The organism is Streptomyces colonosanans, assembly GCF_001866645.1.
GTDB lineage: Bacteria > Actinomycetota > Actinomycetes > Streptomycetales > Streptomycetaceae > Streptomyces > Streptomyces colonosanans.
This window is the reverse complement of sequence record NZ_MLYP01000009.1, coordinates 47,782-62,009: the sequence shown is the minus strand read 5'-3', so window position 1 is coordinate 62,009 and position 14,228 is coordinate 47,782. Positions and strand designations below refer to the sequence as shown.

At 70.2% G+C, this 14,228-nt stretch carries 9 protein-coding genes and 1 pseudogene; 3 read left to right on the top strand and 7 right to left on the bottom strand.

Features of this window, described 5'->3' with window-relative positions; translation table 11 throughout:
- The 4 genes and pseudogenes from BIV24_RS04790 to BIV24_RS04780 form a co-directional block, all read right to left on the bottom strand.
- Positions 1–1,119: beta-galactosidase (locus BIV24_RS04790; protein WP_177198621.1), on the bottom strand; the 1,119-nt coding region annotated here is incomplete at its 3' end.
- A 152-nt stretch (positions 1,120–1,271) separates the two neighbouring features.
- Positions 1,272–1,382 (bottom strand): annotated as a pseudogene (locus BIV24_RS35030) (putative RNA methyltransferase); the annotation flags it as partial.
- A 510-nt stretch (positions 1,383–1,892) separates the two neighbouring features.
- On the bottom strand, positions 1,893–4,442 hold the full coding sequence (locus tag BIV24_RS04785) for an excinuclease ABC subunit UvrA (protein WP_245766670.1): 2,550 nt from the start codon (positions 4,440–4,442) through the stop codon (positions 1,893–1,895).
- The gene (locus BIV24_RS04780) at positions 4,439–4,972 is read right to left on the bottom strand and encodes a pyridoxamine 5'-phosphate oxidase family protein (RefSeq protein ID WP_030757430.1); all 534 of its coding nucleotides are present in this window, start codon (positions 4,970–4,972) and stop codon (positions 4,439–4,441) included. The genes BIV24_RS04785 and BIV24_RS04780 overlap by 4 nt, the downstream gene beginning before the upstream one ends.
- A gap of 454 nt (positions 4,973–5,426) precedes the next feature.
- Between BIV24_RS04780 and BIV24_RS04775 the strand changes: the two genes are divergently transcribed.
- Entirely contained in the window at positions 5,427–8,087 is a 2,661-nt protein-coding gene (locus tag BIV24_RS04775) for a SpoIIE family protein phosphatase (protein WP_425442523.1), read from the top strand.
- A 13-nt stretch (positions 8,088–8,100) separates the two neighbouring features.
- On the opposite strand, the gene BIV24_RS04770 is transcribed toward BIV24_RS04775, so the two are convergent.
- Positions 8,101–9,348 (bottom strand): RNA-guided endonuclease InsQ/TnpB family protein, encoded by a 1,248-nt coding sequence (locus BIV24_RS04770; RefSeq protein ID WP_071364876.1) that lies wholly within the window; start codon positions 9,346–9,348, stop codon positions 8,101–8,103.
- A 586-nt stretch (positions 9,349–9,934) separates the two neighbouring features.
- Here BIV24_RS04770 and BIV24_RS04765 point away from each other — a divergent pair.
- The gene (locus BIV24_RS04765) at positions 9,935–10,195 is read left to right on the top strand and encodes a hypothetical protein (protein WP_071364875.1); all 261 of its coding nucleotides are present in this window, start codon (positions 9,935–9,937) and stop codon (positions 10,193–10,195) included.
- Here BIV24_RS04765 and BIV24_RS04760 read toward each other — a convergent pair.
- Both BIV24_RS04760 and BIV24_RS04755 read right to left on the bottom strand, forming a co-directional pair.
- Positions 10,159–11,796 carry an amidohydrolase gene (locus tag BIV24_RS04760; RefSeq protein WP_071364874.1) on the bottom strand — a complete coding sequence of 546 codons (1,638 nt, stop codon included), beginning with the start codon at positions 11,794–11,796 and terminating at the stop codon, positions 10,159–10,161. The two genes, BIV24_RS04765 and BIV24_RS04760, sit on opposite strands and share 37 nt — an antisense overlap.
- A gap of 89 nt (positions 11,797–11,885) precedes the next feature.
- A complete protein-coding gene (locus BIV24_RS04755) occupies positions 11,886–13,337 on the bottom strand; it encodes an APC family permease (protein WP_079168010.1) in 1,452 nt (483 codons plus the stop codon).
- Between the two features lie 174 nt (positions 13,338–13,511).
- Here BIV24_RS04755 and BIV24_RS04750 point away from each other — a divergent pair, with 174 nt between their 5' ends.
- Positions 13,512–14,228 (top strand): TetR/AcrR family transcriptional regulator, encoded by a 717-nt coding sequence (locus BIV24_RS04750; RefSeq protein ID WP_071364873.1) that lies wholly within the window; start codon positions 13,512–13,514, stop codon positions 14,226–14,228.

Below are 14,228 nucleotides of genomic sequence, written 5' to 3'. Positions count from 1 at the left end.
GCCGAGCCGCTTGTTCACCAGGTATTTCTCGCTCAGCTGACGGTCCTCGCGGATCGGCGCGCCGTAGTCGTAGGAGGAGTAGACCGCGCTGGGCGAGGGCAGCCAGCCCCAGGACGTGCCGCCGTAGGCCATGTAGAAGTTCTGCATGGTGGCACCGGACGCGATGTTGTTCTCGTACGCGGCCTTCTCGAAGTCACCGTTGGTGAGCTGCCGGCACTTGTCGTAGCCGGGGCCGCCCCACGGGTCGAAGGAACCACCCTGGAACTCCCCCAGGAACAGCGGCTGGTTGGGGATCTTCCGGCCCGAGAAGTCGGGCAGGCCACGCCAGACGTCCGGGTTGGAGCAGTTGAAGCCCTGAGGGTAGGAGTCGGTGCTGTCGATGTCGAGTTCCCTGGCGAAGACGCCGTCGTGATTGCCCGTCAGCGGCACGGTGATGCCGTCGGCGCGTGCCTTGTCCACCAGATGCTTGATGTACGCGTGCCCGTCGGCGGTGTCCTCGTAGTACTCGTTCTCGACCTGATAGGCGATCACCGTGCCCGTGCCGTTGGTGAGCTGGTGCCGGGCGAGGATCGGATCGATCTGCGACAGCCACTCGTCGGAGGCGGCGAGGTAGTCGGGCGCGGTGGTGCGGGCCTTGCCCTTCTGGGTGACCAGCCAGCCGGGGAAGCCGCCGCCGTCGGTCTCCGCGTTGATGTAGGGGCCGGGCCGTGCGATGACGTAGATCCCGACTTCCTTCGCGATGTCGAGCAGCTTGTCGACGTCACGGAGGCCCTCGAAGTCGTACACGCCGGGCTTGGGGGAGTGGAAGCCCCAGTCGAAGTAGATCGACGTGGCGTTGAAGCCGCCCGCCTTCATCTTCTGCAGCACGTCGCGCCAGGCATCCGGGCTGGGCAGCCGCCAGTAGTGGAACTCGCCGGACCAGATGGAGAGGGGCTTGCCGTCGATGGTCAGGGCCGTGTCGTCGTGGCCGACCGTGTGGGCAGGCTCCGCCGCGTGCGGTCGGGTCTGCGCGGACTCCGCGGCGGTGAGGCCGAAGGAGCCCAGCGCGAGCGTGGTGAGCGCGACGGTGACCCCGCGGGTCACCCGTCTCGCCGCCCGCGCGCGTAATGGTATGCGCATGTCAGTCCTTCCGTCGTCATCGACGTAATCGAAATCGATGCAGTGATCACGTTCCGAAAAGTGACGTGCTGAGAGAAAGTGTTGCGACGCACAGCCTAAAGCTGTTGAAGCGTGTTGGAAACAGTCCGGAGTTGGTCTCGTGCTTGACGTAGGAGTATCGCCGAGCTCGACCGGCGGGCAATGTCGAAGGTATGGCCTGCCGGGCAGCGCAGTGCTCCGGGGGCGGGGTGGAGGCGGGCGCGGCAGGTCGGGCAGTGCAACAGGTCGAGGAACGAGGCACTCCAGGCGACGGTGAAGGGAAGGGACCCGTGCCTGCACGCGCGCTCAGAGCCGCCCCCAGGAAGGAACGGGCCCGGCGTCCGGTCACCTCGGTACGGGCAGCTCCGGGGACGTGGTTCACGCAGCAGGCGCACAAAGAGGGCGACGCTGTCCGGCATCGCCCTCAAGGTCTCCCGATCACAGGAAGCAGCAGTGCGGGGTGCTCATGAATGCCACGCCGTGGCGCTGCAGGGGCGCGCATCCGCGGGCTACGCCGCCCCCGGGTCGGCGAGGCCGGCCTGGAACGCCGTGATGACGGCTTCTGCCTGTCTGGCGCAGCGGCTCGGTGGCGCCTCCTGCGTGGCCGGACCTTCGGGGTACGGGCTCGGCACCATTCTCGCCGGGCGCGGTGGCTCGGGCTTGCCCCGGTCCAAGGGCAAGCCATGCGTGGCCCGTGGCGAACGGACAGCCGCCGCGGACCACGCATGCGACCGGTCGCGCCGGCACGCCGTACGTCAGCGCCGTGCGTCCTTCGAGGCGTCCAGGAGCGGCAGGCCGGCCGCGTACCGGCGGAGGTATCCGGCGGTGGGAGTGTCCGCGCCGGCGACGGTGTCGGGGGTGCCCTGCGCGACCACCGCGCCTCCGTTGGGGCCGGCTCCCGGTCCGAGGTCGATCACCCAGTCCGCGGACGCGGCGACGGGGATGTCGTGTTCGGCCACGACGACGGTGTTGCCGGAGTCGAGCAGCATGTCGAGCGCGTCGACGACTCGCTGGATGTCGGACGGGTGCAGGCCCGAGACGGGTTCGTCGAGGACGACGAGGCCGGCCTTGCGGCTCGCCGCGCCGCGCTGGATCGCGGACGCAAGTTTGAGGCGCTGGGCCTCGCCGCCGGACAGCTCGGTGGCGCTCTGGCCGAGTCGGAGGTAGCCGAGCCCGACCCGGTCGAGCGCAGCGAGGGTCTCCGCGAGCTGCCGGGGTGCGGTGAAGACCTCCCCGGCCTCGGCGACGGTCAGGTCCAGCACCTGGTCGACGGACAGCCCCAGGTAGGTGACCTCCAGGGCCTCGGGCCCGTAGCGCCGGCCGTCGCACGTGTCGCACACCACCCACATGTCGGGGAGGAAGTGCATGTCGACGAGCCTGCGGCCGTAGCCGGTGCAGGTCTCGCAGCGGCCGCCGGTGGTGTTGAAGCTGAACCAGGAGGCGTCGACGCCGCGCGCGCGTGCCGTGTCGGTGGCGGCGAACAGTTTGCGGATGATGTCGAACGCCTTGCTGTACGTGGCCGGGTTGGACCGCGGCGTGCGCCCGAGGGGTTCCTGGTCGACCACGGCGACCCAGCCGAATCCGTCGAGTCCGGTCACCTCGCGCACGGTGTCGGCGGCCGTGCCTTTGAGGGCGGCCGCCGCGCCCGCGGCGAGTGCGCCCAGGACGCTGCTCTTGCCGCTGCCGCTGACCCCGGTCAGGCAGGTGAGCCGCCCGGCAGGGAGGCGCAGCAGCTCCGCGGCCACGTTGTGGGCGCGCAGGCCGTGCAGTTCCACCCAGTCGGCGTCATCGCGGACCGGGCGGGGGGTACGGCGCAGCCGCGGCCCGTTGCCGGCCAGGTAGCGGCCAGTGGCCGAGGCGGGGTCGGCGGCGACCAGGGCGGGTGAGCCAGAGACCAGGACCTCGCCGCCGCGGCGGCCCGCGCCGGGTCCCATATCAACGATCCAGTCGGCGCGGGCGATCAGTTCGGGGTCGTGTTCGACGAGGAGGACGGTGTTGCCGGCGTCGCGCAACTCCAGGGCGATGTCGAGAAGGTGCTTCTTGTCCGCCGGGTGCAGCCCGGCGCCGGGCTCGTCCAGGACGAAGATGACGTCGCTCAGCTCGGTGCCGAGCTGAGCGACGAGCCGGGTGCGCTGCAACTCGCCGCCGGACAGTGTGGCGGCGCTGCGGGACAGCTGCAGGTGGGCCAGGCCGAGCCGGTCCAGGAGGCGGAGCCGGCGTCCGAGGTCCTGCAGCAGGGGCTCGCCGACGGTGCGCTGCCGGGTGTCGAGGGAATCGGCGACGTGCCCGGCCCAGCGGCGGACCTCGCGTACATCCACGTCCAGCAGATCGGGGTAGGTCAGGCCGCCGAGACGTACGGACCGGGCGACCCGATCGAATCCGCTGCCGTGGCAGGTGCCGCAGGGCTGCTTGCGCATGTACGGCAGGTAGCGCTGCTTGGCGTTGGCCGTCTGGGCGTTGACGAACACCCGTTCCACCTCGGCAAGCGCGCCGCGCAGCGGTTGGCTGGAGGTGTAGGTCATACGGGCCGTCTCGTTCTTGTTCGGGATGTCGACGGTGGCCTCGACCGCCTCGTCGCCGGTGCCGTACAGGACGTCGTGCCGGAACGCCGCGGGCAGCGACTGCCAGGGCCGGCCGAGGTCCACGCCGCGTTTGGCGGCGAGTGCGGGGACGAACATGTGCTCTCCGGACCGCCATTTCGCGTACCAGGGAGAGGCGCCTTTGAAGAGGGGGAGGTCTGGGCGGGTGATGACGAGGTCTTCCTGGGCCTGCCAGCGTCCGCCGGCGCCGTGGCAGTCCGGGCAGCTGCCTTCGGGGGTGTGGCGGTCGAAGTGCGCGGTGGTCAGGGGACCAGCGCCGGTGTCCGCGGCCGGGTCCGTGTCCGGGCCGATCCGCGGGAGGCGCGAGTAGAGCAGGCCGAGGTGCCCGTCGATCCCTGTGATGGTGGCGACAGTGGAGCGGGGGTTGCGGTTCAGGCGGCGCTGGTCGACCGCGAGTGTGGCGCCGAGGCCGAGAATGCGGTCGACCCTGGGGCGGTTGCGCTGGGTGATGTACTGGCGTACGAACGGCGATAGGCCCTCCAGGTACCGCAGTTGGGCCTCGCTGTGCAGGGTGTCGATGGCGAGTGAGGTTTTGCCGCTGCCGCTGACGCCGGTAAAGGCGACGAGCCGGCCTTTGGGGATGCTGACGGACACGTCGCGCAGGTTGTTGGTGCGGGCGCCCACGACGTCGATGGTGTCGCGCGTCTTGCCGGCCCCGGCAGCGTGTGGGGCCGGCACGCGCGTGTCCGGTACGGGCGGGGTCACGCCTCGTCCGCCTTCCCGCCGAGCTTGGCGAGGTCGGGGGCGAACACGGCCATCCACTGCGGGTGCAGCCGGTAGAAGACCACGTCGTTGTCCCAGTCGAAGGCGTCGTCGCCGTAGAAGTCCCGGAAGTACGCCAGCAGGTCCGGCCAGTCGGCGGCCGGCTCGCCGCGGTGGGGGTTGAGGACTTCCGCTGTGCCGTGTGTGAACACGCCCAGGTCCTCCCCGCGCATGTGCGCGGCGCTGACGGCGGGCCGGGCGGCGAGGTGCCGGGCTTTGGCGGCGCCGCGCGCGGTGCCGAAGTGCCACTTTCCGTGCAGGAAGTGCCCGTCCACGCCGCTGATCCGCGGCTCGCCCTTCGCCGTCACGGTGGACAGCGCAAGCGTGCACATGCCGGTGAGTACGCGAGTGAGCTGCTCGGCGGTGAGCGTGCGCTCGCTGCTGATGATCGACCGCAGGTGCGCCGTGGAGCGGGAGAGTGAGGCGTCGAGGAGGGCTTGGAGCCGGTGGAGGTCGTCGGGTGTTTCGCGCATGAGGGTCCTTGTCTGTCCGTCGTCCCGGCCCGCGCCACCACGGCACCGACCGGCGCCCCCACTGTCTCCACAAAACTCGACATCCTCTGTCGTATTTCTTGCGGTGTCCTCTGCATCCTGCCACCGGGGCGTGGGCAGGCGTACGAGCGACGACCGGCTGCGGACGCCGCGACCCTGCGCCGCGCCCGCTGCGCCGTCCCCGTTCGCCTTGCGGCGTACCGGCCGCCTTCCGGTGGTCGGCGACACTGGACCTATGGATGCGCTCGGACGTTTCCGCCGATCCTCGATACCGTTTTCCCGCCTGTTCGCTGGTTGGCGTGCGCGGAGTCGGCGTGAGGTTCCGCGTCCGGGAACGGGACAGCCGACTCGGCCCAAGGGCGAGCGGGAGGCCCCGCGCCGTTCGCCAGGGCGGCGCCTGCGCTCTCTGCTGTGCGCGCGAAGCGTCGCCGGTCAGGTGTTCCTTCTGCAGCTGGTGGTCGTGGTGGTGCTCGTCGCCGCGACGGTGGTGGCGCTGGTGGTGCAGGCGCGGCGCCAAGGCACGGAGGAGGCCCGCAAACGGACGATTGCCGTAGCCGAGGCGTTCGCGAACTCCCCGGGGATCGTGGAGGCACTGGACCGCCCTCACCCGACCGCGGTGCTGCAGCCGCTTACCGAGAAGGCCCGGAAACGGTCCGGTGTCGACGGCATCGTGATCATCAACACGCATGGGATCCGATACACCCACCCCGATCCGGACCGGATCGGAAAGCACGTCATCAAAGGTGACCCCTATCAGGAGGCGGTGAGGGGCAAAACCCTTACGGACACCCTCGTGACCCCTCTGGGCCTGACCGTGTTCGCGGAGGTCCCCGTCTTCAGGCCTGACGGCTCGGTCGCCGGCATCGTGTCCCCCGAAATCAAGATCAAGAATGTGAACGAACGGGTGGCGCAACAGCTGCCGACGCTCTTCGGTGCCGCGGGCAGTGCGCTCGTCCTGGCCGCGGGCGGGTCAGCGCTGGTGGGCCGGCGACTGCAGCGCCAGACCCGCGGACTGGGCCCGGTCGAGATGACCCGGATGTACGAGCACCATGACGCGGTGCTGCACGCGGTGCGGGAGGGGGTGCTGATCATCGCAGGGAACGGGCGGCTGCTGCTGGCCAACGACGAGGCGCGGCGGCTGCTGGACCTGCCCGCGGACGCGGAGCGGCGCCACGTCACCGACCTCGGCCTGGCGCCGGACACTGCCGGGCTGCTGGCCTCCGGACGTACGGCCACCGATGAGGTGCACCTTGCCGGGGAACGGCTGCTGGCCGTCAACCTGCGGCCGGTCGACAAGGGTGGCCAGGCAGGCAGCGTGGCCACGCTGCGCGACACCACCGAACTGCGCTCCGTGGCCAGTCGGGCGGAGGTGGCGCGGGAGCGCCTGAGACTGCTGTACGACGCCGGGGTCCGGATCGGCACCACGCTGGACGTGGTACGAACCGCCGAGGAGCTGGCCGAAGTAGCCGTGCCCCGCTTCGCCGACTTCGTCACCGTCGAGCTCCAGGACCCCGTCCTGCGAGGCGAGGAGCCGGAAGGCCCGAGCACCGAAATGCGCCGCACGGCCGTCCGCGGAATCCACAACGACCAGCCCCTCTTCCCGGTCGGCGAGTTGATCCGGTTCGTCCCCACCAACCCCATAGCCGCAGGTCTGGAAACAGGCCGTGCGATGCTCGAGCCCGACCTGGCGGCTTCCGACGGCTGGCGTGCCCAGGACCCAGAACGCTCTCAGAGGATCCTGGAGTACGGCATCCACTCCTTGATCTCGGTACCGCTGCAGGCGCGCGGGATCGTGCTGGGGATGACCGACTTCTGGCGTTCGGAGAACCAGCCCTTCGAGGAGGAGGACCTCTCCTTCGCCGAGGAGTTGGCCACCCGCGCCGCTGTGTGTATCGACAACGCCCGCCGCTATACCCGCGAGCACACCATGGCCGTCACCCTGCAGCGCAGCCTGTTGCCCCGCGGCCTGCCCGAGCAGTCTGCCGTCGAGGTCGCACACCGCTATCTGCCCGCCCAGGCCGGGGTGGGCGGCGACTGGTTCGACGTCATCCCGCTGCCCGGCGCCCGGGTCGCTTTGGTGGTCGGCGACGTGGTCGGGCATGGCCTGCACGCGGCGGCCACCATGGGCCGGCTGCGCACCGCGGTGCACAACTTCTCCGCCCTGGACCTGCCCCCGGACGAGCTGCTGGGGCACCTGGACGAGTTGGTGGCCCGGATCGACGCGGATCAGGCAGCGGAGGGCAATGGCCCGGGGGTCACCGGCGCCACCTGCCTGTACGCGATCTACGACTCTGTGTCGGGGCAGGTGACAGTGGCCCGGGCCGGCCACCCCGGTCCCGCCCTGGTCCTGCCCGACGGCATGGTGGCCTTTCCCGAGATCCCCGTCTCCCCACCGCTGGGCCTGGGCGGCAGCCTGCCAGTGGAGACCGCCGCACTGCGGCTGCCGGAGGGCAGCCGGCTGGTCCTGTTCACCGACGGGCTGATCGAGAACCGCCACCGCGACCTCGACACCGGCCTGGAACTGCTCCGCGACGCCCTCGCCCACCCCGATCGCACCCCGGAACAGACCTGCCAGGCGGTTTTCGACGCCCTGCTGCCCGAGCGCCCCAGCGACGACATCGCCCTCCTGGTCGCCCGCACCCACCTACTGGACCCGGCCCAAATCGCCGACTGGGACGTGCCCTCCGACCCCGCGGCCGTTTCCCGCGTCCGCGCCGACGTCACCCGCCGGCTGAAGAGTTGGGGCCTGGACCAGGTCGCCTTCGCTACCGAGCTGATCACCAGCGAACTGGTCACCAACGCCATCCACTACGGCAGCCAGCCCATCCGGCTGCGCCTGCTGCACAACCGCAACAGCCTGATCTGCGAGGTTTCCGACGGCTCCAGTACCTCTCCGCACCTGCGCCGGGCGGCCACCACCGACGAGGGCGGCCGCGGGCTGTTCCTCGTCGCCCAGTTCGCCCAGCGCTGGGGCACCCGGTACGGCGCCCGCGGCAAGGTCATCTGGACCGAACAATCCCTGCTCAATGCCGCAGCCGAACCCGCCGCAAGCCTCGGCGACAGCCTGTTGGATCTATGGACTGAGACAGAGCTTTGACGTGCTCCCTGGCCTAAAGTCCAGGGATTCCGGCCTGGGTCGGCTGACCCGTCCGGGGGCTTCCTGCTTCACTGCGCTGTGCCGGGACTTTCGTCCTGGTCTTACCGGCGCTCCACGAGGCGTTTAGCGTCTCCGCCCGTCCGGCGGCGACGATACGGCGTCCTTCGAACAGGACGTTGCGTGCTGCGTTGTGGTCGCGGTCGTGCACGGTGCCGCACTCGCCGCACGTCCACTCCCGGACGTGCAGGGGCTTGGGGCCGTCCCTGAATCCGCAGGCCGAGCAGACCTGAGAGGACGGGAAGGCACGGTTCACCTTGGCGAAGGTGCGGCCGTGTTTGACCGCCTTGTACTCCAGCATGCCGACGAACGCGGACCATCCCGCGTCGTGCACGGACTTGGCGAGCCGGGTGCGGCCGAGGCCGGACACCGCGAGGTCTTCCACGTACACCGCATGGTTGTCGCGAATGATCTGTGTGGATACCTTGTGGTGCCAGTCCCGGCGCCGGCCCGCCACCTTGGCGTGCTGGCGTGCGACCTTGATGCGGGCCTTGGCCCGGTTCTTCGATCCTTTGGCCTTGCGGGACACCTCCCGCTGAAGGCGCTTGAGTTTCTTCTCGGCCCGGCGCAGGAAGCGGGGGCTGTCGATTTTCCGGCCGTCGGACAGGACGGCGAAGGCGGACAGGCCGAGGTCGAGACCGGCGTCGGCCTCTCGCTCGGGGAGGATGTCCGGGTCGGTGTCCACGACGAAGCTGAGGAAGTACCGGCCGCAGCTGTCCTTGGTGACGGTCAGGGACGTGGGCGCGGCCGGAAGCCGGCGGGACCATGTGACCTTGAGGTTGCCGACCTTGGCCACGTACACCGTGCCGTTGTCCTGGAGGGAGAAGGCGTTGGTGTTGAGGCGGATCGACTGCCGGGTGTCCTTTTTCGACTTGTACCGGGGCGGCCCGGTCTTCCGGCCCTGCCGCTTGCCCTGGAGGCCGTCGAAGAAGTTCTTGTAGGCGGTGTCCAGGTCCCGCAGGGATTGTTGCAGGACGACCGCTGACACGTCGGCGAGCCAGGCCCGTTCCTCGGTGTGCTTGGCCTGGGTGATGCGAAGCCGGGACAACTGGGCCGACTTCACATACGGCAGTCCCGCCGCGTGCGCTTCCTTGCGGTCGCGCAGGCAGTCGTTCCACACCACGCGGGCGCACCCGAACGCGCGCGCCAGTGCACCGCGCTGGATGGCATCCGGGTAGGCCCGGTAGTTATAGCGGAGCTGCACAAACAAGACCCTACTGCGCTCGGTCTCATGGGCGAGGAGAACGACTACAGACGGGGCAGGCAAGTTGTTTCGGCGATGATGTGCACTTGGCGCTCAGTCAGCAGTTCGTGCGACGCATGGGGAACGACTCATGTCAGGCACGGTCTGGTGGAGAGCCTAGTGCCGCGGCAGGCTCCCTGGCGACGCCCGCCGAGCGGCCCGTCGGGGCGACTGACGTCCTGTGGGTCGACCCGAGTCACCCGCGCGGTCCAGCGGCATCGCGGTCGACTGAGTGACGGCGACCCGTGGCTTCCCTGTCGTAGGGGACAGTCGGGAGCGCGACCAGGTGTGAACGACCGGGTACACACGATGGCGCCGTTCACGGCCGAGGTGGTGACAACCGCCAGGACAGGAATCCTGCCGATTGTTCAGACTGGCAGGCATCAGGATTCTGATGAAGTCCTGGTCAACTCGCTGTGAAGTTCGGGGTGTTGTTCCCACAACTTAAGAGGCCCGGCTTGCCGGTGCCGCCGCGATGACGACGTGCTGGAGCATGTCGTCGGAGAACTGGTGCGGGTAGCGCCGCTGCGCGCCGCGCGAGTCGCGGATGCCCACGGACACCTCGGCCGCCCACGCCGACCCGCCCGTCACGACCCTGAACCTCCAGCCGGTGAGCGTGGCCGAGAAGGGCGTCGAGCTGCTCGTCGCGGCCCTGGAGAGCGGGAGCCTGGAGCCGACGGGCGCGCTGGTGCGGACGAGGCTGGAGATCCGGACGTCGTCGGAGCGCGGTGGCGAGCCCGCAGGCGGTGCCGCGCTCCGACGGCGCGGCCGTCAGGAGGCGGAGTACACCAGCGCTCCACCCACGTAGGTCCGCAGAGCCCGGGCCGTGTGGATCTCCTCGGCCGGGGCGGTGAAGATGTCCCGGTCGAGGACCACCAGGTCGGCGAGGTGGCCCGGCCGCAGGGTGCCGGCATCGTCCAGGCCGTTGACGTGGGCCGAACCCGCCGTGTAGGCCGCGACCGCGGTGGCGAGGTCGAGACGCTGTTCGGGCAGGAAGATCCGGCCGTCGGTCGCCCCTGGCTCCATCCGGTTGACGGCGACATGGAGCCCGGCGAGCGGGTCGGGGCTGCTCACGGACCAGTCGCTGCCCGCCGCCAGGGTCGCACCGGCCCGCAGCAGGGAGCCGAAGGGGTACTGCCAGGCGGCGCGTTCGGGACCCAGGAATGGAATGGTCAGCTTGTCCATCTGCGGCTCGTGGGCGGCCCAGAGAGGCTGGATGTTGGCGATCGCGCCGAGCTGCGCGAAGCGCGGGATGTCGTCCGGGTGGACCACCTGCAGGTGGGCGAGGTGGTGCCGGGTGGCACGGTGGCCGTTGGCCGTGCGGGCCGCCTCGATCGCGTCCAGCGCCTCGCGTACCGCGCGGTCGCCGAGGGCGTGGAAGTGTACCTGGAAGTCGAGTGCGTCGAGTTCGGTGACGTGTGAGCGCAGCGCGACCGGGTCGACGAAGCTCAGGCCGCTGTTGTCGGTGGCGCAGCCGCAGGCGTCCAGGTAGGGGCTGGTCAGCGCGGCGGTGAAGTTCTCCGCGATGCCGTCCTGCATGATCTTCACCGAGTCGGCCCGGAACCTGCCGTGGTTCAGTTCCGCGCGGCGGGAGACCAGCTCCGGGATCTGGTCCGGGCCGCGGCCGCGGTTCCACCAGAGCGCGCCGTTGACCCGGGCGGTGAGGGTGCCCTCGCGGGCGGCGGTGAGGTATGCGTCGGAGGGGTCCGGCTGGCCGTTGAACTCGCCGAGCAGGGCGTCCTGCCAGCCGGTGATACCGAGCGAGTGCAGCAGCCGCTGAGCGCGCAGCAGGCCGTCGAGGCGGTCGGCGGCGGTCTTCGCGGGTACCAGCCGGGCCACCAGGCCGGTGGCGCCTTCCTGGAGGACGCCGCTTGGTGTGCCGTCGGCCTCCCGTTCGATCCGGCCGTCGGCGGGGTCCGGGGTGTCCCGGGTGACGCCCGCGAGTTCCAGCGCACGGGTGTTGGCCCAGGCTCCGTGGTGGTCGCGGTTGACCAGATACACCGGCCGGTCCGGCACCACGGAGTCGAGCAGCTGCCTGCTCGGAAGGCCGCCCTCGAAGCTCTCCATGGACCAGCCGCCGCCGGTGATCCAGGTGTTCTCGGGGTGGGCGTCGGCGAACTCGCGGAGGCGGCGCAGATATTCGTCGACTTCCACGGCACCGGTGAGGTCGCACTCGGCCAGCTCCATGCCCCCGTAGACGGCGTGGATGTGGGAGTCCTGGAAGCCCGGGAGCAGCAGCTTGCCGCTGAGGTCGACCACTTCGGTCTTCGGGCCGATCAGCTCCCGTACCTCGTCATGGCCGACGGCCGAGATCCGCGGCCCGGTGACGGCGAGACTGCTCGCCCGGGTGCGGGCGGGGTCCCCGGTGTGCACGGGGCCGTGGGTGAAGACCAGATCTGCCTTGGTCATAGGAGGTTCTCCTGGTGGGTCGGTGGTCCGCGAGCGGGCCGGGAGGAAACGTGGATCGTGGTCTGCGTGGTGCGTCCGCAGTGGACTGGTCAGCCGGTGCTGTGCGGGTCGCTGTCGCAGGAGGTGTCGCGGGAACGGAAGAAGTAGGGCGACCGGCGGCGCCCGCGGGCCCACGCGGCGGCCAGGAGGCCGGAGCCGATCATCAACATCGGGACGAGCAACGCGAACCAGCCGTTGTCGGCGGAGAGTTCGAAGTGATCGGTGGAGCGGTAGAAGGTCCAGACGAGGTAGCCGCCGAGGGCGAGCAGCGCGAGCGCGCCCAGCACCGGTCCGACGACCGCGCGCAGAGCCTCCATCGGTGAGGTGCGCAGCAGGTGGCGGAAGTGCACGGCGGCGGCCGCGGCGGTGAGGGCGTAGTAGAGGGCGACGACGATGCCGATCGCGTTGACCGCGGCGAAGATCAAGTCGTTGACGGTGGGGATGACCAGCGCCAGCAGGGCGAGGGCAAGGGCGATCGCGGTGATCAGCAGGGTGCCGACGGCGGGGGTCCCGTGCCTGGGGTGCAGGCGCGTCCAGACGGAGCCGAGCACACCGTCGCGGCCCATCGCGTACATCCCGCGGGCGGTGGGGATGACGGAGGCCTGGAGCGACGCCACCGCGGAGAACATGAGGGCGATGAGCGGCAGTGCGGCCAGCGGCTGGTGGGCGAGCTTCGTACCGAAGTAGGCGAGCCCCTGTGCGCCGTTGTCCGACAGTTCGCCCAGTGGCAGGACCCGCTGGAAGGCGGTGCCGGCGAGCAGGAACAGGAGCAGCATGACGGTCAGCGCCATGAAACCGCCGCGGGAGGCGTCCCGCGGGTCTGCGACTTCCTCACTGACGCTGAAGACCGACTCGAAGCCCCAGTAGCAGAAGACGGCGAGCACCATGCCCTGGGCGAGGGCTTCGGCCGAGGGGATGTCGAAGGGGTTGTACCACTGGAGCGAGAAGGGCTGGTCCCCGGCGAACAGGCCGTAGCCGCAGAAGGCGAGCAGCACGCCGTACTCGAAGATCAGCAGGTATTTCTGGAGACGCGCAGCGAGGTCGAGTCCGCGGACGGCGACCAGCGCGGCGGCAATCAGGACGGCCATGCCGAGGAGGGTGGACTGGAGAGTGGAGTCCGGATCCAGGGAGAGGCCGGCGACGCTGTGGAGGTTGGCCTGGCCGAGGAGCTGGATGATTGCCGAGCCGGTCACCGTGGTGGTGTAAGCCATGAACACGATCGTGCCGACGACGTTGACCCATCCGGTCAAAAAGCCCAGCCAGGGGCTGAGAATGCGGCCGACCCACTGGTAGCTGCTGCCGGCGTTGGGTTCGGCACGGTTGAGCCGTCCGTATCCGCCGGCGATGCCGAGCACGGGCAGGAAGGCCAGCAGCATGATCGCCGGCAGGTGCAGGCCGACGATGCTCGCCATCAGACCGAGTCCGATACCGATGCTGCTGGTGGCCGCGGTGCTCGACGCGGCGAGGACGATGCCGTCGACGACGCCTATGGACTTGCGCATCGCGGTCTTGGGGGACTGCGGGCTGTTTCTCAGCGCGCTGCCCGCGTCCCTTACTGGTACTGCCAATGATCTCCGCCTTGCTGATAGGGGAACGTGGCCGAAGGGGCCGGATGGCAGGCCATGAAACGCCAGCCCCCTTCACACGTCAATGGTGTTGTCGTAAGCTCCGGATCCATGATCGAGCGTGTAGTGCCAGAGCCGCAGCGGCGACGCAGACGGCCGACCAAGCAGGGCACGATGCTGTCCGAGCGGATCATCGTCGAGACGGCCCTGCGGCTGATCGGCCGGCATGGTGCGGAGGCGTTGACGGTCCGGCGGCTGGGAGCTGCACTGGGTGCCGATCCGAGTGCGCTCTACCGGTACTACCGCAACACCGACGACCTGTTGCTGGCCATCGCCGACGAGCTCATCGGCCGGGCCCAGCACGGCTGGCAGCCCACCGGGGACTGGCGTGCCGACCTGTGCGAGGCGGGCCTGCGCATCCACGCCTCGTACCAGGCGCACCCACAGGCCGCCCTGCTGGCGGCGCACCGGACGACCGGGCGGGACAACGAGATGCGGGCCGTGGAGACGATCCTCGGCGTGCTGCGTTCGGCGGGCTTCGGCGACCGGGACGCGGTGCGGATCTATCACGCGTTCGTGGACCAGGCGCTCGCCTTCGCGGCCCTGGACGCGGCCGCGCTCGCCCTGCCGACCGCCGCACAGGCCGCCGACCTCGAGGTCTGGCAGGCGCGCTACGGCCGCCTGGACACGAGCACCCACCCCAACATCGCCGCCACCGCACGCCTGCTGGCGGCCGACATGAGGCACAGCGGCTACCCGTTCGCGCTGGACCTGCTGCTCGACGCCGTCGAGGTCAGGCTAGCCGGGGCGGGTGCGGAGGCGGGCTGA

Coding starts and splice junctions, on each gene's coding strand:
- BIV24_RS04780 (WP_030757430.1), bottom strand. CDS start 4,972: ATGCGCGAAACACCCGACGACCTCCACCGGCTCCAAGCCCTCCTCGAC.
- BIV24_RS04750 (WP_071364873.1), top strand. CDS start 13,512: ATGATCGAGCGTGTAGTGCCAGAGCCGCAGCGGCGACGCAGACGGCCG.
- BIV24_RS04760 (WP_071364874.1), bottom strand. CDS start 11,796: ATGACCAAGGCAGATCTGGTCTTCACCCACGGCCCCGTGCACACCGGG.
- BIV24_RS04755 (WP_079168010.1), bottom strand. CDS start 13,337: ATGCGCAAGTCCATAGGCGTCGTCGACGGCATCGTCCTCGCCGCGTCG.
- BIV24_RS04765 (WP_071364875.1), top strand. CDS start 9,935: ATGCCCACGGACACCTCGGCCGCCCACGCCGACCCGCCCGTCACGACC.